The following is an 18210-nucleotide window of genomic DNA, read 5'->3' on the forward strand; positions in this document are numbered from 1 at the left end:
GTTCCCGCCTTCGCGGGAACACTCGGAGGAAAACAGGCCAAGCTGCCCGAATGTCGATACGACCTAGGGGACCGCGACGCGTCGTGCTTCCTCTCCCTCCGTCATCCTCGCGCTCGTCGCGAGGACCCATGCGTGGCGGGGCGGGCTGGTCGGCGCACCATCACCGCCGTCCGTGTTCATGGGGCCTCGCGACAGGCGCGAGGGTAGAGGCGCGAGGCTGACGAGAAAGGAGAGGCCCCCGCTCAAGCGGCGTCCGACGCCGCCGCGCCGCCGGGGGCGGCGTTCTGCGTGGCGGCCTGGGCCAGGGCGGCGAACAGCTCGTCCAGGGCGATCGGCTTGCAGATCACCCCGTCGGCGCCGGCCGCGCGATAGCGGGAGACGTCCTCTTCAAAGACGTTGGCGGTCAGCATCCAGACCGGCGTGGCCGATCCGGCGGCCCGGATCGTCCGCAGCGCCGTCAGACCGTCCATGACCGGCATGTTGGCGTCCATCAGCACCATGTCGAAGGGCTGGCCGGCCATCGCCTCCACGGCCTGGGCTCCGTCGACGACCAGGGTCAGGTCGACGGGCAGGGCCTCCAGCAGAACCTGCAGAACGTGGCGGTTTCCCGCATTGTCCTCGGCGGCCAGGACGCGCAGCCGGCGGCCGTCGTCGAGCGCGGCGATGGGTTCGGCTTCCGGCTTCGGCGCGGGCAGGGCGCAGGTCTGCGAGGAGAAGGCGATGCGGAACAGCGCGCCGCCGCCCGGCGCCGTCTCCACGGTGATCGTCCCGCCCATCAGGGCGAGGTTGCCGGCGCAGATGGCCAGGCCTAGGCCGGCGCCGCCCAGCGCCCGGCCCCCGTCGGCCTGCTCAAAGGCCTCGAAGATGCGGGCGCTGTCCTCGGGCGAGACGCCGGGCCCCTGGTCGGCGACCTCGAGCCGGACCGTGGCCGGCCCGCCCTCCAGGCCAGGTTCAAGCGCGGCCCGGATCACGACCACGCCGCCTGGCGGGCTGAACTTCACCGCGTTGGAGACCAGGTTGAACAGCATCTGCTCGACCTTGGGGCCGTCGGCGAGCAGCCCGCAGGGCGCCGGCAGATCGGCGAGGTCCAGCTCAAGCCGCAGCCCGTTCTCCTCCGCCCGCGGCGCCCAGGTGAAGGCGAGGGTTTCCACGGCGTGGCGCAGATCGAACGGGGCGAGCGAGAGCGCCATGCGGCCAGCCTCGATGCGGCTGATGTCGAGCATCGAATCGAGCAGCCGCTTCAGCAGGGCGCCCGCCTCGACGACCCCGCGCGCCATGCCGGCCTGCGGCTCGGCCAGTCGAGAACGGTGCAGGGCCTCGGCGAGGCCCAGAACGGCGTTCAGCGGGGTGCGGATCTCATGACTGGTCATAGCCAGAAAGTCCGACTTGGCCCGATTGGCGGTCTCGGCCTGGAGACGAGCGGCCTCCGCCTCGCTGACCAGGCGGCCCAGTTCGAGGTTCTTTTCCTCCAGCGCCAGCTTGGTGTCGCGCAGGATCAGATCGGTCGACAGCTGGCGCCAGGTCATCGCGACCACGCCGACCACGAACAGGCAGACCACGGCGAGGAAATGCGGATTGGCCCCGGCTTGCTGGTTGATGGTCAGCCAGAGCAGCGAGCCGACCGCCGGGGCGACGCCGAGAAGGTAGCCGAAGCGGCTCATATGCGCCTGGGTGGCCACGAACATCAGCATGCCGATGATGGCCAGTCCGGCCTCCATGCGGATCACTGGGCTGTCCGCCGCGGCGCGCACCTGCAGCGCAATCCAGCAGACGTGAAGCGTCAGCAGGGCGGTGACCAGGGCGGTCCGCCAGGTCAAGGCTTCCAGCCGGGCGGCGGCGGCGCCCGGACCACGGGCCGCTGCCTCGACCACCCCGTAGAACAGGCCATAGAGCGCCAGATGCGTCAGCCCGAAGAACAGCGCATAGCCGAGCGGGGCGACCGTCGCCAACATGACGGTGAGGCCCAGGGTCAGCAGGAACCGCACCAGGACCGTGCTCCGATACTGCCGGACGAAGGCGTCCAGCTTCAGGGCGGCGGGCGCGGGGACGGGCTGAGCCATGCCTTGATGAACCATGGGTTTGTGAAGATGTGGCTAAACGCTAGGCTGCCGGCATGACCCAGCCCGACATCCGCGTTCACGGCCCGCTGTTCCTCGATCGTCATGGCCGGCAGGTGATCCTGCGCGGCGTCAATCTCGGCGGGGATACCAAGGTGCCCTGGCCGGGCGGCGGCACCGAGGTTCCGTCGGACTTCTCCGATCACCGGACGGTCTCCTTCGTCGGGCGGCCGTTCCCGCTGAACGAGGCGGATGATCACCTGGCCCGCATCGCCGGCTGGGGCTTCAACGTGCTGCGGCTCCTGACCACCTGGGAGGCGGTCGAGCACGCCGGGCCGGGCCGCTATGACGAGGAGTATCTCGACTACCTGGTCCAGGTGGCCGCCAAGGCGGGCGAGCATGGCCTGCAGGTCTTCATCGACTTCCACCAGGACGTCTGGGCCCGGATGAGCGGCGGCGACGGCGCGCCCGGCTGGACCTTCGAGGCTGTCGGCCTGGATTTCCGGCGGTTCCACGCCGCCGAGGCGGCTCTGGTGATGCAGAACGCCTATGACTACGGCTCGGGCGAACGCCGCCAGACCGCCTATCCGCAGATGGTCTGGAGCAGCAACTACCGCCTGCCCGCCAACGGCGTGATGTGGAGCCTGTTCTGGGGCGGCCGCTTCTTCACGCCCGACTTCGAGATCGAGGGGCGGAACGTCCAGGACTTCCTGCAGGGACGATACCTTGGGGCCATGGACGCCGTGGCGCGCCGTGTGAAGGATCTGCCCAACGTGATCGGCTTCGACACCCTGAACGAGCCGGGCTTCGGCTGGTTCGGGACGGGGCTGAGCTATCGCCACCTGCGCAAGACCGAAGCCAACCGACTGTTGCCGCAGGACGGCCCGGCGCTGTCGCCCGGCGACCAGCTGGCCATGCTCGCGGGCCGGGCGGTGACGGCGCCGGTGATCAAGGGCGGCGAGGTGGTCGGCGAGCGGACGATGAACCCCGGCGGCGTCCGCGTCTGGATCGGCGAGGATCCGTTCGAGCGGCATCTGCGCGAGGACCTCTTCACCCATTTCGGCGGGCACGAGCTGTCGCTGTCCGAGGACGGCTATGGGCCGTTCTTCCAGCGCATGGCTGACACGATCCGGGCGCACAATCCGGACTGGGCGGTGTTCGCCGAGATGGACCCCTACGCCGCCTTCGCCAAACGGGGCTTCCCGTTGCAGCTGCCCGAGCGGACCGTGAACGCCAGCCATTGGTACGATGTGCGCCTGCTGCACACCAAGGACTACGACGCCAAGACCGATCCGGCGGAGACGGCGGCGCGATATGCCCGTCAGCTGGGTCATATCAAGCGGGAGGCGGAGGCGTTCGACGCCGGCGCGCCGGCGCTGGTCGGCGAGTTCGGCACGCCCTACGACCTCGACGGCGGCGAGGCCTACGCCGCCTGGGCGCGCGGCGAGCGGGACGGGGTCTGGGCCAAGCACGAGGCGGCCCTGTCGGCGATGTACGACGCCATGGACCAGCTGCAGCTGCACTCGACGCAGTGGAACTACACCGCCAGCAACCGCAACGACCTGCGGATCGGCGACCGCTGGAACCAGGAGGATCTGTCGATCTATTCGGCGGACCAGGAGGTCGGCGGAAACGACGGCGGACGAGGGACGGCCGGCTTCTGCCGCCCCTATGCGCGGGCGGTCCAAGGGCGGCTGGTCGAGGTCGCCTTCGATCGGATGGCGGGGACGTTCCGGCTGGCCTGGGACGCCGACCCGGCCATCGCAGGGCCGACCGACGTCTATATCCCGACGCTGCAGTTCCCCAACGGCGTGGAGATGGCGGTCGAGGGCGAACCGCTCGACATCGGCGACCTCGCGGGTCAGCGCCTGACGCTGACGGCCGCGACGGCAGGGCGGCGGGTCCTGACGCTGAGGCGGAAGTAGATCGCATAGCCTCTCCCGCCGCATGAACCTCTCCCCCGAAGGGGAGGAGAGCGAGAGCTAACCGCGCTCCAGCGGCAGCACATCCACCGTGTCGCCGACCTCGGCCGCCTCCGCGCCAGGCAGTCGGCGCAAGAGGCAATCCGCCGCGGCGAAGACGGTGACCAGCGAGCTGTCCTGGTCGGGGAAGGGGACGACGCCTTCGGCCGTCGTGCGGGCGCGCATCCAGTGTTCCCGCGGCCCGTTGGCGGGCAGCGGCGCGGCCAGGCGGGCGGTCGACAGGCGATGCGGCGCGGCCGCGCCCTGCAGGGCCAGGACCAGCGGCTTCAGGAACAGCTCGGCGCAGACGAAGGCCGAGGCCGGGTTGCCGGGCAGGCCCAGCACAAGCCGCCCGTCCGCCAGCCGTCCGAACCAGGTCGGCTTGCCCGGGCGGACGTTGACGGTCTCGACATCCAGCGCCAGGCCCAGCTGGGCCATCGCCGGCTTGACCAGGTCGTAGTCGCCGACCGAGGCGCCGCCGACCGTGACGATGACCTCAGCCTCGACATTGCGGACCGCCGCGACGATGGCGTCGATGTCGTCGCCGGCCGGGGCCAGTCGCGTCGGGGCGGCGCCCCAGCGCGCCAGCATCGGCAGCAGGGCGGCGGAGCCGGATTCGTAGATCTGATAGGGGCCGGCCTCGCCGCCGGGCGCCGCCAGTTCCTCGCCGGTGGCCAGGACGGCGACCTTGGGGCGCCGGGCGACGGCCAGGGTCGCGCGACCCGCGGCGGCGGCCAGCGACAGCCGCCAGGGATCCAGGCGCGTCCCGGCCTCGAGCAGCACGTCGCCGGCGCGGAAGTCCCCGCCTCTAGGACGCAGATGCGAACTCCGGCCAGCCGGGCCTACGCGCAGCGTGTCGCCGTCGCGCTCGGCCTCTTCCTGGATGACGATCAGATCGGAGCCGTCGGGCGCGGGCGCGCCGGTGAAGATGCGGACGGTCTCGCCGGCTCTAAGCACGGCGTCGTAGCCGCGTCCGGCCGCGCTCTCGCCGACGATGCTCAACACGGCGCCGTCGGACCCGAGGTCGCCGCGACGGACGGCCCAGCCGTCCATGGCCGAAGCCGCGAACGGCGGCTGGTCGCGCACGGCCGTCACCGACTCCGCCAGCACCCGGCCGTCGGCGTCGCTCAGCGGGGCGGTTTCGGCGGACAGGGCGACCGCCCGCGCCAGCATCCGGGCCCGCGCCTTTTCGACGCTCAGGCCCTTCAGCGTCCGATCGGCGTCAGCCGACGAAGGCGCGTTCGAGGACATAGTCGCCCGGTTCGGCGTTGGAACCCTCGATCAGGCCATGGCTCTCGATCAGCGCGCCCATGTCCTTGATGAAGTCCATGCTGCCGCAGAGCATGATCCGATCCTCGTCGGCGTTGAACTTTTCCCCGTCCAGGCCGAGATCGCGGAACAGCCGGCCGGAGTTGATCAGGTCGGTGAACCGGCCCTGGCGTTCGAACGGCTGCCGCGTGACGGTCGGATAGTAGGACAGCTGGGCCTTGGCCTCGTCGCCGACCAGCGGATCATCATGGATGTCGGCTGTGTAGAAGTCGCGATAGGCCAGTTCGTCGACTTCGCGCACGCCGTGGCAGACGATGACCTTCTCGAAGCGGCTGAAGGCTTCCGGATCGCGGGCGACCGACAGCCAGGGGGCCAGACCGGTGCCGGTGCCGATCAGGAACAGGCGCTTGCCGCCCTTCAGCGCGTCCAGCACTAGGGTGCCGGTCGGCTTCTTGCCGAGCAGCACGGTGTCGCCCGGCTGGATCTTCTGCAGGCGGCTGGTCAGGGGGCCGTCCTCGACCTTGATCGAGAAGAACTCCAGCTCCTCCGCCCAGGACGGCGAGGCGATCGAATAGGCGCGCAGCACCGGCTTGCCGCCGTCCTCGCCGGGCAGGCCGATCATCACGAACTCGCCCGAACGGAAGCGGAAGCTCTCGGGCCGTGACAGGCCGAAGCTGAACAGGCGGTCCGTCCAGTGTTTCACCCACAGCACCTTCTCCTCGAAGAAGGGGCTCGCCTTGACCGGCGCGTCCTGGACCGCAGCTGACGTCATTCCGTTGATTTCCTTGAAGACCCGAACGAGGGCCCGCCGCGTACTCCATGTGATGGCGGGCGCGAGTATGTCAACGCGAGGAAGTCTCGGACGGCGTTCAGGGATGCTGGCTCCCCGAGGGCGACGCGCCCGTCGCATTGCGGGAGGGCGTATCCTTGTTGCGAGTCGATTGCAACAGCGGCGTCGCCCCTCGCGGCCCCGCCTGCAGGGAGGGCCGCAAAACCTGACGAGGATCGGCGTCGGGCTGCTTGCCGCGACGACGGGTCCCTGCTAAACGGCGCGCTTCCGGTGATCGACAGACTGCGCCGGCGGGCATCTCCGCCAACGGTTCGCTGTTCGGTTTCCGGCGACAGACGTCCGCGAGGGCCGAAGTCTAGGAGTGTAGCTCAGCTGGTAGAGCATCGGTCTCCAAAACCGAGGGCCGGGGGTTCGAGTCCCTCCACTCCTGCCAAGTTCGACCTATGTACGGTGCGCGATGGTCGCGCACCGACCTGTTGAAAGAGCTTCAGACCCGTCCGATGGCCAAGAAAACGGGCAACCTCGCTGCGATGAAGCAGCGCGCCGCCAAGAGCGCCGCCGCCGTCGCCACGTCTGGCGGGCCGCCCTCCTCGACGTCCGAGGACACGCCGAAGAAGCCGTTCAACCCGATCCAATTCGCTCAGGAGGTCCGGGCCGAGGGCCGTAAGATCACCTGGACCAGCCGCAAGGAGACCTGGATCACTTCGGTGATGGTCTTCATCATGGTCGTGATCGCGGCGCTGTTCTTCTTCGGCGTGGACACCTTCCTGTCCTTCGTCGTCGGCCAGCTGCTGAAGTTCTCGACCGCCGGATAAAGCCTATGACGACCGAAGCCGAAACCCGCCCCGCGTCGAACCCGCGCCACAAGTGGTACATCGTCCACGCCTACTCGAATTTCGAGAAGAAGGTGGCCGAGCACATCCGTGAGCAGGCCAAGGCCCAGGGCCTGGAAGACTCCTTCTCCGAAATCCTGGTTCCGACCGAGGACGTCGTCGAGATCCGCCGCGGGCGCAAGATCAACTCCGAGCGCAAGTTCTTCCCGGGCTACGTCCTGGTGAAGATGGACCTCTCGGACGAGGCCTATCACCTCATCAAGAACACCCCGAAGGTCACCGGCTTCCTCGGCTCGGGCTCCAAGCCGATCCCGGTCTCCGAAAAGGAAGTCCAGCGCATCGTCGGCGCCATCGAAGAGAGCGTCGAGCGTCCGAAGTCGACGGTCACCTACGAGATCGGCGAGCAGGTGCGCGTCACCGACGGTCCGTTCGCCAGCTTCAACGGCACGGTCGAGCAGGTCGACGAGGCCCGCGAGCGCCTGCACGTCGCCGTGTCGATCTTCGGCCGCGCGACCCCGGTCGAGCTGGAATACAATCAGGTCGAGAAGGTCGCGTAAGACCGTCTTCACCGATCTCTCTCTGGAAAGGGCGCGGATCACTCCGCGCCCTTTTCGTTTGACGCGGGATGACGTGCGGCGGTTGTCCGCCGCGGCCTTCTCTGCTAAACGCCGCCGCTTCCTCGGCTCGCCGGGGGCTAAATCCGTGGGAGGGGTCTGCCCGCACCACGGCCGCATAGGCGCTTTAAGTAGCGCCGCTTAACGGAGACAGAGATGGCCAAGAAGATTCTGGGCTACATCAAACTGCAGGTGCCCGCGGGCTCCGCCACCCCGTCGCCGCCGATCGGCCCGGCGCTGGGTCAGCGCGGCGTCAACATCATGGGCTTCTGCAAGGAGTTCAACGCCCGCACCGAAAAGGAAACGAAGGGTACGCCCCTGCCGACCGTGATCACGGTCTACCAGGACAAGTCGTTCACCTTCGTCACCAAGACCCCGCCGGCGACGCACTTCATCAAGCAGGCGTTGAACCTGAAGTCGGGCTCGAACAAGCCGGGCCGCGAGTCGGCCGGCCAGATCACCCGCGCTCAGCTGATCGAGATCGCTGAGAAGAAGATGAAGGACCTCAACGCCAACGACGTTGACGCCGCCGCCCGCATCATCGAGGGCTCCGCCCGTTCGATGGGCCTCAAGATCGTGGAGGCCTAAGACCATGGCCAAGCAACCCAAGCGCATCCAGGCCTGGACCGGCGACCGTGACGCCGTCCATTCGGTCGAAGCCGCCGTGAAGCTGGTCAAGGCGAACGCCAAGGCCAAGTTCGACGAGTCGATCGAGATCGCCGTGAACCTGGGCGTCGACCCGCGCCACGCCGACCAGCAGGTCCGTGGCGTCGTGTCGCTGCCGTCGGGCACCGGCCGCGACGTCCGCGTCGCCGTCATCGCTAAGGACGCCAAGGCCGAGGAAGCCAAGGCCGCCGGCGCCGAAGTCGTCGGCGCCGAAGACCTGGTCGAGCGCATCCAGGGCGGCTTCATGGACTTCGACCGCGTCATCGCGACGCCGGACATGATGGCCCTCGTCGGCCGTCTGGGTAAGGTGCTCGGCCCGCGCGGCCTGATGCCGAACCCGCGCGTCGGCACCGTGACCCCGAACGTCGGTCAAGCCGTGAAGGACGCCAAGGGCGGCGCCATCGAGTTCCGCGTCGAGAAGGCCGGCATCGTTCACGCCGGCATCGGCAAGGCCTCGTTCACCGAGGAAGCTCTGCTGGCCAACGTCCGCGCCCTGGTCGACGCCCTGAACAAGGCCAAGCCGTCGGGCGCCAAGGGCACCTACGTGAAGCGCATCGCCCTGTCCTCGACGATGGGCCCGGGCTTCCAGGTCGACACCGGCTCGGTCGCTTCCTAAGCGATCGGACCAGTCCCGAACTACCGTGGACGGGCGGGCTCGCAAGGGCCCGCCCGTTTCGCGTTCCGGGCCTCGGCGAATTTCCGTGGGCCGGCTCTTGCGCTCGCCCCAATTCGTCATAAATAAAGTTACATGAGACGCAGCGGCCGCCTTTCCGTCGCGCTGCATGTGCTGATGCACATGGCCGAGCGCCCCGAAGATCCGATGACCTCCGAGCGTATGGCGCGCTGGGCCGACGGCAATCCCGTCGTGATCCGCCGCAGCTTCGCCGGCCTCCGTGAAGCGGGAATCCTGTCGTCCAGTCGCGGCCACGGCGGCGGCTGGGTCCTGGCCAAGCCGCTCGACCAGATCACGCTCGCCGACGTGCAGCAGGCGCTGGACGAGCCGATCGTCGCCCTGGCCGAGCCGTCCGACAATCCGCAGTGCCTCGTGGAACGGGCGGTCAACAGCGAGCTGCACGACGTCTTCCGCGAGGCCGAGCGCCTGGTCCTGGAGCGAATGCGCCGGGTGACGCTGGCCGATCTGCGCGCCCGCTTCGACGGGCGGAACCTGTCCGACTTCATCCATCCCGGAGATCCCGCATGAGCCCCGTCCTTCAGTATGACGCCGTCGTCGTCGGCGGAAACTTCGCCGGCCTGTCCGCCGCGATGCAGCTGGGCCGCGCCCGTCGCCGGGTGCTGGTCGTCGACATGGGCGAGCCCCGCAACCGCTTCGCCGAGGCCAGCCACGGCTTCATGGGCCAGGACGGCAAGCCGCCCCGTGCGATCCAGCGCGAGGCCGCCCGCCAGGTGGCCGCCTATCCGACCGTCGAGATGCTGCAGGACCAGGTCGTCTCGGCCTCGGGCGAGTTGAACGGCTTCGAGCTGGGCCTGTGGAGCGGGCGCCAGGTCCGGGCGCGGCGGGTGGTGCTGGCCACCGGCGTCCGCGACATCCTGCCGAACCTGCCCGGGCTGGCGGAGCGGTGGGGCGTCAGCGTCCTGCATTGTCCCTACTGCCACGGTTACGAGGTGCGCGACCGGCCGATCGGCGTCCTGGCCTCCACGCCGATGAGCGCCCATCAGGCCATGCTGCTGCCCGACTGGGGCGTCACCACCCTGTTCACCAACGGCGTCCACGAACCCGATCCCGAGCAGGCCGCCCTGCTGGCGGCGCGGGGCGTGACGATCGAACGCACGCCCGTGGTCGAGCTGGTGGGGCAGGGGACGGCGCTGGAGGGGCTGCGTCTCGCCGACGGCCGGGTCGCCGCCGTCGAAGCCCTGTTCGCCGCGCCGCGCGTGGAGATGGCCAGCCCGTTGGCGGCCCAGCTCGGCTGCGTCTTCGAGGACGGCATGATGGGCCCCTTCATCGTCACCGACGCCCAGAAGCTGACCAGCGTCCCGGGCGTCTACGCCGCCGGCGACGCGGCGCGGCCGATGCACAACGCCACCTTCGCCTCGGCGGACGGGGTCATGGCCGGCGTGGGCGCGCACCAATCCCTGGCGCGGGACGTGCTGGCCGCTTGAGTTTTCGATGGCCTTCCTCTATAGGCGCGCTCTTCCACGACCGGTTCGCCGGTTGAGGATCCTGTCCGAGAGCTACGCGACGCCGGGGTCACCGGAGTCGTAACCGAAGGGGAGCCCCCCTTCAGCGTAGGGAGACGGGGAAATGAAGACGCCGCCGATCCGTCTCTAGCTACGGACGCGGCCGAAACTTTCCTTGGGACAGGTCTACCGTCACCCGCCTTCGGGAGCGATCCCGCATGCGGGCGGCATGCTTTCGGCGTCCGGATGGTCCGGGCGTCGTGATCTAGGAGACCGCAATGAACCGCGCTGAAAAAGCGGAATCGATCGAGACGCTCAAGGGCGTCTTCGCCGATGCCGGCGCTGTGGTCGTGACCCACTACATGGGTCTGACCGTTGCGGAAATGACCGACCTCCGTCTGCGCCTTCGTAAGGAAGGCGCGGCGATCAAGGTGGTGAAGAACACCCTGGCTCAGAAGGCTCTGGCCGGCTCGCTCGGTGAGAAGGGCGACGCCCTGTTCACCGGTCCGGTCGCCATCGCCTATGCGCCGGATCCCGTCTCCGCCGCCAAGGTCGCCGCCCAGTTCGCCAAGGAGAACGACAAGTTCACCCTCGTTGGCGGCTTCATGGGCGAGGAAGTCCTCGACCAGAACGCTGTGAAGGCTCTCGCCACGCTGCCGTCGCTGGACGAACTCCGTGGCAAGCTCATCGGCCTTCTGCAGGCTCCGGCGACCAAGGTCGCGGGCGTCGTGCAGGCTCCGGCCGCTCAGCTGGCCCGCGTCTTCAGCGCCTACGGCGCCAAAGAAGCGGCGTAAGCCCGGTCATCTCCGCTCAAATCCAAATCCTCCAAGGAAACTGACACCATGTCGAAGCTCGAAAAGATCGTTGAGGACCTGTCCTCGCTGACCGTGCTGGAAGCCGCTGAGCTGTCCAAGCTGCTCGAAGAAAAGTGGGGCGTCTCGGCCGCCGCTCCGGTCGCCGTCGCCGTCGCCGGCGGCGCCGCCGCTGCTCCGGCCGAAGCCGCCGAAGAGCAAACCGAGTTCACCGTTGTTCTGACCGCCGGCGGCGACAAGAAGATCAACGTGATCAAGGAAGTCCGCGGCGTCCGTCCGGACCTCGGCCTGAAGGAAGCCAAGGACCTGGTCGAAGGCGCTCCGCAGAACGTCGTCGAGAACGTCTCCAAGCAGCAAGCCGAAGAGATCAAGAAGAAGCTCGAAGAAGCCGGCGCCACCGTCCAGATCAAGTAATCTGGTCGGCGTCAGCTCTGACGCTATCTACGATCGCGGCCTCCGAGGGAAACCTCGGAGGCCGTTTTCGTTTGCGTAGCGTGGATGCTCCCCTCTGGGGGAGCTATCGGCGGAGCCGACTGAGGGGGTTGTGCGACCGCGGACCCCCTCCGTCTCGCCAGCGGCGAGCCACCTCCCCCAGAGGGGAGGACCCTAAGAGGCCTACTTCCCCCGTGGCGTCAGGATGTCGCCCAGGCGGTCCGGGGTTCCGGCGACGCGTTCGAGGTGCGGGTAGCGGAGGCCGCCGGTCCAGTCGATCTTCACGACCTTGAACTTCTCGCCCGCCTTCACGATCAGCTCCAGCGGCGCGCCGCCCTTGGTCGCCTTGACGGCGTCGCGGATGCGTTCGCCGCTGTAGGCCTCGCCGTTGACGGAGATGATCTGATTGCTGACCGTCAGGCCCGCCTTGAACGCCGGGCCCTCCCACTGGACGCCGGTGATGGTCCCGGTCGCGTTCAGCGCCAGGCCGATCGAATAGGTCAGATCCGTGCGTTTTGAGAGGGCGTCGGCGCCCTTCAGGTAGCCGTTCGGCGTGTCCTTGAAGACGAGCCGGTAGCCGCCGCGCGTGAAACCGTCGAGCGGAGCCTTGTCGGCGCTGGCCAGCCGGGCCTTCAGGAAACCGGCCCAGTCATAGGGGGTGACGCTGTTCAGCGCCGCGACCACGTCCTCGACTTGATACGTCTCCACGGTCCAGGCGCCGTCCTTGATGCCGAAGAAGGCCTTGGCGAAGTCGTCCAGCGACTTCTTCCCGCCGGTGCGCTCGCGGATCAGGGTGTCGACGTCCAGCCAGACCAGCAGCCCCTCGGAATAGTAGTCCTCGTTGCGCTGCCAGCTGAGCCAGCCCTTCGGCTTGCGGGCGCTGATGACCGGGTCGTTGGTGGTGTCGAAAGTGTCCCGCCATTCGCGCCCGACGCGGTAGTCGTAGGTGGCGGCGACGCCGGCCAGGGCGCCGAGCGCCTCGTCCTTGGTCCACAGGCCGGACCGGGCCGACAGCATGTAGCCCCAGTACTGCGTCTGGCCTTCGTAGACCCAGAGCAGGCTGTTGCGCATCGGGGTGGCGTAGTCCGGCGTCCAGGCGTCCGCCCCGCGACGGAACTTGCCGTTCCAGCTGTGGGTGTATTCGTGCGGCAGCAGGTCCCGCTCCGAGGCCATCCGGCCCCAGTCGGTGAAATACTCCGGCTCGACGCCGTTCTCGGACGAGCGGTGATGCTCCAGACCGATCCCGCCCATGCGGTCGGTCAGCGACAGCAGGAAGTCGTAGCGGTCGAAATGGCGGGCGCCGAACAGCCGGTCGGCCTGGACCACCAGGTTGCGGTGCTTCTGGACCTGCTCGTCGGTCATCTCCAGCAGGTCGGCGCGGTCGGCGACGACGTTCAGCTTCACCGGGCTGCGGCCGCCCGGATCGAGGTCGACCTGGCGATAGTACTTGCCGGCGAACATCGGGGAGTCGGCCAGGGTCTCGAAGCTGACCGGCTTGAAGGTCGTGGTCGAGCCGTTCTGCGAGGCGACGTCCAGGGCGACGCCGAACTTCCAGCCTTCGGGCAGGACCACCGTCGCCTCGATCGGGATCTGCCGCGTGTACCAGCCCGCCGGATAGAAGGCGGTCGAGTTCCATTGCAGGTTCAGCATCTCCTGCGTGACGACGACCCGGCCCTGGTCCGGAGCGGTCGCCGACAGGAACTCGAACTCGACCTGGATCTCCTTGGCGCCCTGCGGCACGTCGACGTGGTAGGCGAACACCCGGACGACGTCGCGGGTCCAGGGCAAGGTCTTGCCGCCGGCGGTGATCTTCAGGCCGGAGACCTTCTCCAGCTCGCCGCGCGGGGCGTGCTTGCCCGGCAGCCATTCCGGATAGAGCAGGGTGAGCGGGCCGGCCTTCTCGACGGGGATGGTCTGTTTCACGCGGAAGATGCGGCGGTCCAGGTCGGTGGCGTCGACGGTCAGTTTCAGCGTGCCGGGGTAGGGGGCGTCCTGCGCCTGGGGGATGGCGGGCGGCATCGGCAGCGGCTGCGGCCCGGGGCTCGGCTGGGCGACGGCGGGCGCGGCGAGCAGCCAGGCGAGAACGAGCGCGGACGCGGAACGTTTGAACAAGATGAGGACCCCCGGGGAACGCGAGACGTGGACGCGCGGCATAAGACCCACGGTGCGGTGCAGCAGCAACCCTCGACGCTCCGCTTTCGGAAGACCGGCGTTCGAGCGTGCGGCGGTCGGCCGCCCCTTGCGCGGCTTTGCGCCGCAAGAAAGTCAAGCGCGACCTCTTCCCTTATCCACGGCTTTCGCCTATATCCGCTGCCTCGCGGAAATTCCGATCAATTGAGACGCGAATTTTCGCGCGCGTGCCCGAAGGCCCGGTCAATGCCCTCCGACCGGTGCGAAGGGGCGCCCCTGACACGCCAGGGGCAAGGTCTTGCGTCCGCTTCCGGCCCGTCCGGAAGAGTCGAGGGTGGACGCGACAAGACACTTTGACGCGCGGAGTCCGTCCGCGCACGCAGGGAAAAACATGGCGCAATCCTTCACCGGCAAGAAGCGGATCCGGAAGTCGTTCGGCCGCATCCCCGAAGCTGTGCAGATGCCGAACCTCATCGAGGTTCAGCGCTCCTCCTACGAACAGTTCCTGCAGCGCGAGGTTCGCGTCTCGGAACGTCGGGACGAGGGCATCGAGGCGGTCTTCAAGTCGGTGTTCCCGATCAAGGACTTCAACGAGCGCGCCGTGCTCGAGTACGTCTCCTACGAGTTCGAGGAGCCGAAGTACGACGTCGAGGAATGCATCCAGCGCGACATGACCTATGCCGCGCCGCTGAAGGTCAAGCTCCGCCTCATCGTCTTCGAGATGGAAGAGGAAACCGGCGCCAAGTCGGTCAAGGACATCAAGGAGCAGGACGTCTACATGGGCGATATCCCGCTCATGACGGACAAGGGCACCTTCATCGTCAACGGGACCGAGCGCGTGATCGTGTCCCAGATGCACCGCTCGCCGGGCGTCTTCTTCGACCACGACAAGGGCAAGACCCACAGCTCGGGCAAGCTGCTGTTCGCCGCCCGCGTGATCCCGTACCGCGGCAGCTGGCTCGACTTCGAGTTCGACGCCAAGGACATCGTCTACGTCCGTATCGACCGTCGCCGGAAGCTGCCGGCCACGACCTTCCTCTATGCCCTGGGCATGGACGGCGAAGAGATCCTGACCACCTTCTACGACGTCGTTCCGTTCGAGAAGCGTGACGGCGGCTGGGCCACCCCGTACAAGCCCGAGCGCTGGCGCGGCGTGAAGCCGGAGTTCGCCCTGATCGACGCCGACAGCGGCGAGGAAGTCGCTCCGGCCGGTCAGAAGATCAGCGCCCGCGCCGCCAAGAAGCTGGCCGACGGCGGTCTGAAGACCCTGCTGCTCGGACCGGAGGCCCTGACCGGCCGCTACCTGGCCCGCGACGAAGTGAACCCGGAAACCGGCGAGATCTACGCCGAGGCCGGCGACGAGCTGGACGCGGCCGTGATCGCGGCCCTGGAAGAGAAGGGCTTCGCCAGCATCGACGTGCTCGACATCGACCACGTCACCGTCGGCGCCTACATGCGCAACACCCTGCGCGTGGACAAGAACAGCCTGCGTGAAGACGCGCTGTTCGACATCTATCGCGTCATGCGTCCGGGCGAGCCGCCGACCGTCGAAGCCGCCGAAGCGATGTTCAAGTCGCTGTTCTTCGACCAGGAGCGCTACGACCTGTCGTCGGTCGGCCGCGTGAAGATGAACATGCGCCTGGAGCTGGACGTCTCGGACGAGGTCCGTGTCCTGCGCAAGGAAGACGTCCTGGAAGTCCTGAAGGTCCTGGTGGGCCTGCGCGACGGCCGCGGCGAAATCGACGACATCGACAACCTCGGCAACCGCCGCGTCCGTTCGGTCGGCGAGCTGCTCGAGAACCAGTACCGTGTCGGCCTGCTCCGCATGGAGCGCGCGATCAAGGAACGCATGAGCTCGGTCGACATCGACACGGTCATGCCGCACGACCTGATCAACGCGAAGCCCGCGGCGGCCGCCGTTCGTGAATTCTTCGGCTCCTCGCAGCTGTCGCAGTTCATGGACCAGACCAACCCGCTGTCGGAAATCACCCACAAGCGCCGTCTCTCGGCGCTTGGCCCGGGCGGTCTGACCCGCGAGCGCGCAGGCTTCGAAGTCCGCGACGTGCACCCGACCCACTACGGCCGGATCTGCCCGATCGAGACGCCGGAAGGTCCGAACATCGGCCTGATCAACTCGCTGGCCACCCACGCCCGCGTGAACAAGTACGGCTTCATCGAAAGCCCGTACCGTCGCGTGGTCGACGGCAAGCCGGTCGACGAAGTGATCTACATGTCGGCCATGGAAGAGCCGAAGCACGTGATCGCCCAGGCCAACATCCCGATGGCCGACGGCGTGATCGCCGACGACCTGGTCCCGGGCCGCGTCAACGGCGAACCCGGCCTGCTCCAGAAGGAACAGGTCGACCTGATGGACGTCTCGCCCAAGCAGGTCGTCTCGGTCGCCGCGGCGCTGATCCCGTTCCTCGAGAACGACGACGCCAACCGCGCGCTGATGGGCTCGAACATGCAGCGTCAGGCCGTGCCGCTCGTCCAGTCGGACGCGCCGCTGGTCGGCACCGGCATGGAAGACGTCGTGGCTCGTGACTCGGGCGCCGTGGTGGTGGCCCGTCGCGAGGGCGTGGTCGAGCAGATCGACGGTACGCGTATCGTCATCCGCGCCACCAACGAGACCGATCCGACCAAGCCGGGCGTCGACATCTACCGCCTGTCGAAGTTCCAGCGTTCCAACCAGAACACCTGCATCAACCAGCGTCCGCTGGTCCGCGTGGGCGACAAGATCCAGGCCGGCGACATCGTCGCCGACGGTCCGTCGACCGACCTGGGCGAACTGGCCCTGGGCCGCAACGCGCTCGTCGCGTTCATGCCCTGGAACGGCTACAACTTCGAAGACTCGATCCTGATCTCCGAGCGTATCGTGCGCGACGACGTCTTCACCTCGATCCACATCGAGGAATTCGAAGTCATGGCCCGCGACACCAAGCTCGGGCCGGAAGAGATCACCCGCGACATCCCGAACGTCGGCGAGGAAGCCCTGCGCAACCTCGACGAAGCGGGCATCGTGGCGATCGGCGCCGAGGTCATGCCGGGCGACATCCTGGTCGGCAAGGTCACGCCCAAGGGCGAGTCCCCGATGACGCCGGAAGAGAAGCTGCTGCGCGCCATCTTCGGCGAGAAGGCTTCGGACGTCCGCGACACCTCGCTCCGTCTGCCGCCCGGCGTGGCCGGCACCATCGTCGAAGTGCGCGTGTTCAACCGCCACGGCGTCGACAAGGACGAGCGCGCCCTGGCCATCGAGCGCGCCGAGATCGAACGCCTGGGCAAGGACCGCGACGACGAGTTCGCGATCCTGAACCGCAACATGACCGCGCGCCTGCGCGAGCTGATCGTCGGCAAGACCGCCGTCTCCGGTCCCAAGGGCCTGAGCCGCGGCGAAGTCACCGTCGAGAAGCTCGAAGAGATCGCGCCGGGCCTGTGGTGGCAGATCGCCCTCGACGACGAGAAGGCCATGGGCGAACTGGAAGCCCTGCGCCGTCAGTTCGACGAGGCCCGCAAGCGTCTCGACCGTCGCTTCGAGGACAAGGTCGACAAGCTGCAGCGCGGCGACGAACTGCCCCCGGGCGTCATGAAGATGGTCAAGGTCTTCGTGGCCGTGAAGCGCAAGCTTCAGCCGGGCGACAAGATGGCCGGCCGTCACGGCAACAAGGGCGTCATCTCCAAGATCCTGCCGATCGAGGACATGCCGCACCTGGAAGACGGCACCGCCGTCGACGTCGTGCTGAACCCGCTGGGCGTGCCCTCGCGCATGAACGTCGGTCAGATCTTCGAGACGCACCTGGGCTGGGCCGCGGCCGGTCTCGGCAAGCAGATCGCCAACCTGCTGGAAGCCTGGCAGCACGGCGGTCAGAAGGCCGAGCTGACCAAGCGCCTGCGCGAGATCTACGGCCCCGACGAGGAGCTGCCGGAGGACGAAGGCGAGCTGGTCGAACTGGCCCGCAACCTGTCCAAGGGCGTGCCTTTCGCGACCCCGGTCTTCGACGGCGCCCACATCGCCGACATCGAGGATCACCTGGAGTCGGCGGGCCTCGCCCGCTCGGGTCAGTCGATCCTGTTCGACGGCCAGACGGGCGAGCAGTTCAAGCGTCCGGTCACGGTCGGCTACATCTACATGCTGAAGCTGCACCACCTGGTCGACGACAAGATCCACGCCCGTTCGATCGGCCCGTACAGCCTCGTCACGCAGCAGCCGCTGGGTGGTAAGGCCCAGTTCGGTGGTCAGCGCTTCGGGGAAATGGAGGTCTGGGCCCTGGAAGCCTACGGCGCCGCCTACACCCTGCAGGAAATGCTGACGGTGAAGTCGGACGACGTGGCCGGCCGGACCAAGGTCTACGAGTCCATCGTGCGCGGCGACGACACGTTCGAAGCGGGTATCCCGGAAAGCTTCAACGTGCTGGTCAAGGAAATGCGCTCGCTGGGCCTGAACGTGGAGCTGGAGAACAGCTGATCGGAACCCGCCCCCTCTCCCGCCCGGCGGGGGAGGGGGCCTGATCGC

14 protein-coding genes and 1 tRNA gene are annotated in these 18210 nt (G+C 68.1%); 11 read left to right on the forward strand and 4 right to left on the reverse strand.

Annotated elements, in window-relative coordinates; translation table 11 throughout:
- Nucleotides 1–242 precede the first annotated feature (242 nt).
- Nucleotides 243–2060: an ATP-binding protein gene (locus CSW64_RS03045; protein WP_172448439.1), complete on the reverse strand. Its 1818-nt coding sequence runs from the start codon at nucleotides 2058–2060 to the stop codon at nucleotides 243–245.
- 53 nt (nucleotides 2061–2113) lie between these two features.
- Here CSW64_RS03045 and CSW64_RS03050 point away from each other — a divergent pair, with 53 nt between their 5' ends.
- Nucleotides 2114–3982 carry a glycoside hydrolase family 5 protein gene (locus CSW64_RS03050; RefSeq protein WP_099620721.1) on the forward strand — a complete coding sequence of 623 codons (1869 nt, stop codon included), beginning with the start codon at nucleotides 2114–2116 and terminating at the stop codon, nucleotides 3980–3982.
- A 57-nt stretch (nucleotides 3983–4039) separates the two neighbouring features.
- Here the strand turns inward: CSW64_RS03050 and CSW64_RS03055 are convergent, their stop codons facing one another.
- Nucleotides 4040–5269 (reverse strand): molybdopterin molybdotransferase MoeA, encoded by a 1230-nt coding sequence (locus CSW64_RS03055; RefSeq protein ID WP_099620722.1) that lies wholly within the window; start codon nucleotides 5267–5269, stop codon nucleotides 4040–4042.
- Nucleotides 5241–6059 (reverse strand): ferredoxin--NADP reductase, encoded by an 819-nt coding sequence (locus CSW64_RS03060; protein WP_099620723.1) that lies wholly within the window; start codon nucleotides 6057–6059, stop codon nucleotides 5241–5243. The genes CSW64_RS03055 and CSW64_RS03060 overlap by 29 nt, the downstream gene beginning before the upstream one ends.
- Before the next feature lie 375 nt (nucleotides 6060–6434).
- On the opposite strand from CSW64_RS03060, the gene CSW64_RS03065 reads away from it, so the two are divergent.
- The 9 genes from CSW64_RS03065 to rplL all read left to right on the forward strand — a co-directional run bounded on the left by CSW64_RS03065 (nucleotide 6435) and on the right by rplL (nucleotide 11552).
- Nucleotides 6435–6510, forward strand: a tRNA-Trp gene (locus tag CSW64_RS03065).
- Nucleotides 6511–6577: 67 nt separating this feature from the next.
- Nucleotides 6578–6892: a preprotein translocase subunit SecE gene (secE, locus tag CSW64_RS03070; RefSeq protein WP_172448440.1), complete on the forward strand. Its 315-nt coding sequence runs from the start codon at nucleotides 6578–6580 to the stop codon at nucleotides 6890–6892.
- Nucleotides 6893–6897: 5 nt separating this feature from the next.
- Nucleotides 6898–7467, forward strand: coding sequence for a transcription termination/antitermination protein NusG (gene nusG / locus CSW64_RS03075; protein ID WP_099620725.1), 570 nt, complete (start codon nucleotides 6898–6900; stop codon nucleotides 7465–7467).
- A 213-nt stretch (nucleotides 7468–7680) separates the two neighbouring features.
- The gene (rplK, locus tag CSW64_RS03080; RefSeq protein ID WP_099620726.1) at nucleotides 7681–8112 is read left to right on the forward strand and encodes a 50S ribosomal protein L11; all 432 of its coding nucleotides are present in this window, start codon (nucleotides 7681–7683) and stop codon (nucleotides 8110–8112) included.
- A 4-nt stretch (nucleotides 8113–8116) separates the two neighbouring features.
- On the forward strand, nucleotides 8117–8806 hold the full coding sequence (rplA, locus tag CSW64_RS03085) for a 50S ribosomal protein L1 (RefSeq protein WP_099620727.1): 690 nt from the start codon (nucleotides 8117–8119) through the stop codon (nucleotides 8804–8806).
- Between the two features lie 132 nt (nucleotides 8807–8938).
- On the forward strand, nucleotides 8939–9391 hold the full coding sequence (locus tag CSW64_RS03090) for an RrF2 family transcriptional regulator (protein WP_099620728.1): 453 nt from the start codon (nucleotides 8939–8941) through the stop codon (nucleotides 9389–9391).
- Nucleotides 9388–10308, forward strand: a complete 921-nt coding sequence (locus CSW64_RS03095) for an NAD(P)/FAD-dependent oxidoreductase (protein ID WP_099620729.1) — start codon at nucleotides 9388–9390, stop codon at nucleotides 10306–10308. The genes CSW64_RS03090 and CSW64_RS03095 overlap by 4 nt, the downstream gene beginning before the upstream one ends.
- 296 nt (nucleotides 10309–10604) lie before the next feature.
- The gene (gene rplJ / locus CSW64_RS03100; RefSeq protein WP_099620730.1) at nucleotides 10605–11120 is read left to right on the forward strand and encodes a 50S ribosomal protein L10; all 516 of its coding nucleotides are present in this window, start codon (nucleotides 10605–10607) and stop codon (nucleotides 11118–11120) included.
- 48 nt (nucleotides 11121–11168) lie between these two features.
- A complete protein-coding gene (gene rplL / locus CSW64_RS03105) occupies nucleotides 11169–11552 on the forward strand; it encodes a 50S ribosomal protein L7/L12 (RefSeq protein WP_099620731.1) in 384 nt (127 codons plus the stop codon).
- A 201-nt stretch (nucleotides 11553–11753) separates the two neighbouring features.
- On the opposite strand, the gene CSW64_RS03110 is transcribed toward rplL, so the two are convergent.
- A complete protein-coding gene (locus tag CSW64_RS03110) occupies nucleotides 11754–13724 on the reverse strand; it encodes a M61 family metallopeptidase (protein ID WP_099620732.1) in 1971 nt (656 codons plus the stop codon).
- A 367-nt stretch (nucleotides 13725–14091) separates the two neighbouring features.
- Here CSW64_RS03110 and rpoB point away from each other — a divergent pair, with 367 nt between their 5' ends.
- On the forward strand, nucleotides 14092–18162 hold the full coding sequence (gene rpoB, locus CSW64_RS03115; protein ID WP_099620733.1) for a DNA-directed RNA polymerase subunit beta: 4071 nt from the start codon (nucleotides 14092–14094) through the stop codon (nucleotides 18160–18162).
- The last annotated feature ends 48 nt before the right edge of the window (nucleotides 18163–18210 follow it).

Origin of the sequence: Caulobacter mirabilis (assembly GCF_002749615.1) — a bacterium.
Classification (GTDB): Bacteria; Pseudomonadota; Alphaproteobacteria; order Caulobacterales; family Caulobacteraceae; genus Caulobacter; species Caulobacter mirabilis.

What these genes read in the sequence shown, in the direction of transcription:
- rpoB (WP_099620733.1), top strand. Translation starts at nt 14,092, where the DNA reads ATGGCGCAATCCTTCACCGGCAAGAAGCGGATCCGGAAGTCGTTCGGC.
- rplL (WP_099620731.1), top strand. Translation starts at nt 11,169, where the DNA reads ATGTCGAAGCTCGAAAAGATCGTTGAGGACCTGTCCTCGCTGACCGTG.
- secE (WP_172448440.1), top strand. Translation starts at nt 6,578, where the DNA reads ATGGCCAAGAAAACGGGCAACCTCGCTGCGATGAAGCAGCGCGCCGCC.
- CSW64_RS03050 (WP_099620721.1), top strand. Translation starts at nt 2,114, where the DNA reads ATGACCCAGCCCGACATCCGCGTTCACGGCCCGCTGTTCCTCGATCGT.
- rplJ (WP_099620730.1), top strand. Translation starts at nt 10,605, where the DNA reads ATGAACCGCGCTGAAAAAGCGGAATCGATCGAGACGCTCAAGGGCGTC.
- CSW64_RS03095 (WP_099620729.1), top strand. Translation starts at nt 9,388, where the DNA reads ATGAGCCCCGTCCTTCAGTATGACGCCGTCGTCGTCGGCGGAAACTTC.
- CSW64_RS03055 (WP_099620722.1), bottom strand. Translation starts at nt 5,269, where the DNA reads ATGTCCTCGAACGCGCCTTCGTCGGCTGACGCCGATCGGACGCTGAAG.
- nusG (WP_099620725.1), top strand. Translation starts at nt 6,898, where the DNA reads ATGACGACCGAAGCCGAAACCCGCCCCGCGTCGAACCCGCGCCACAAG.
- CSW64_RS03060 (WP_099620723.1), bottom strand. Translation starts at nt 6,059, where the DNA reads ATGACGTCAGCTGCGGTCCAGGACGCGCCGGTCAAGGCGAGCCCCTTC.
- CSW64_RS03045 (WP_172448439.1), bottom strand. Translation starts at nt 2,060, where the DNA reads ATGGCTCAGCCCGTCCCCGCGCCCGCCGCCCTGAAGCTGGACGCCTTC.
- rplK (WP_099620726.1), top strand. Translation starts at nt 7,681, where the DNA reads ATGGCCAAGAAGATTCTGGGCTACATCAAACTGCAGGTGCCCGCGGGC.
- CSW64_RS03090 (WP_099620728.1), top strand. Translation starts at nt 8,939, where the DNA reads ATGAGACGCAGCGGCCGCCTTTCCGTCGCGCTGCATGTGCTGATGCAC.
- CSW64_RS03110 (WP_099620732.1), bottom strand. Translation starts at nt 13,724, where the DNA reads ATGCCGCGCGTCCACGTCTCGCGTTCCCCGGGGGTCCTCATCTTGTTC.
- rplA (WP_099620727.1), top strand. Translation starts at nt 8,117, where the DNA reads ATGGCCAAGCAACCCAAGCGCATCCAGGCCTGGACCGGCGACCGTGAC.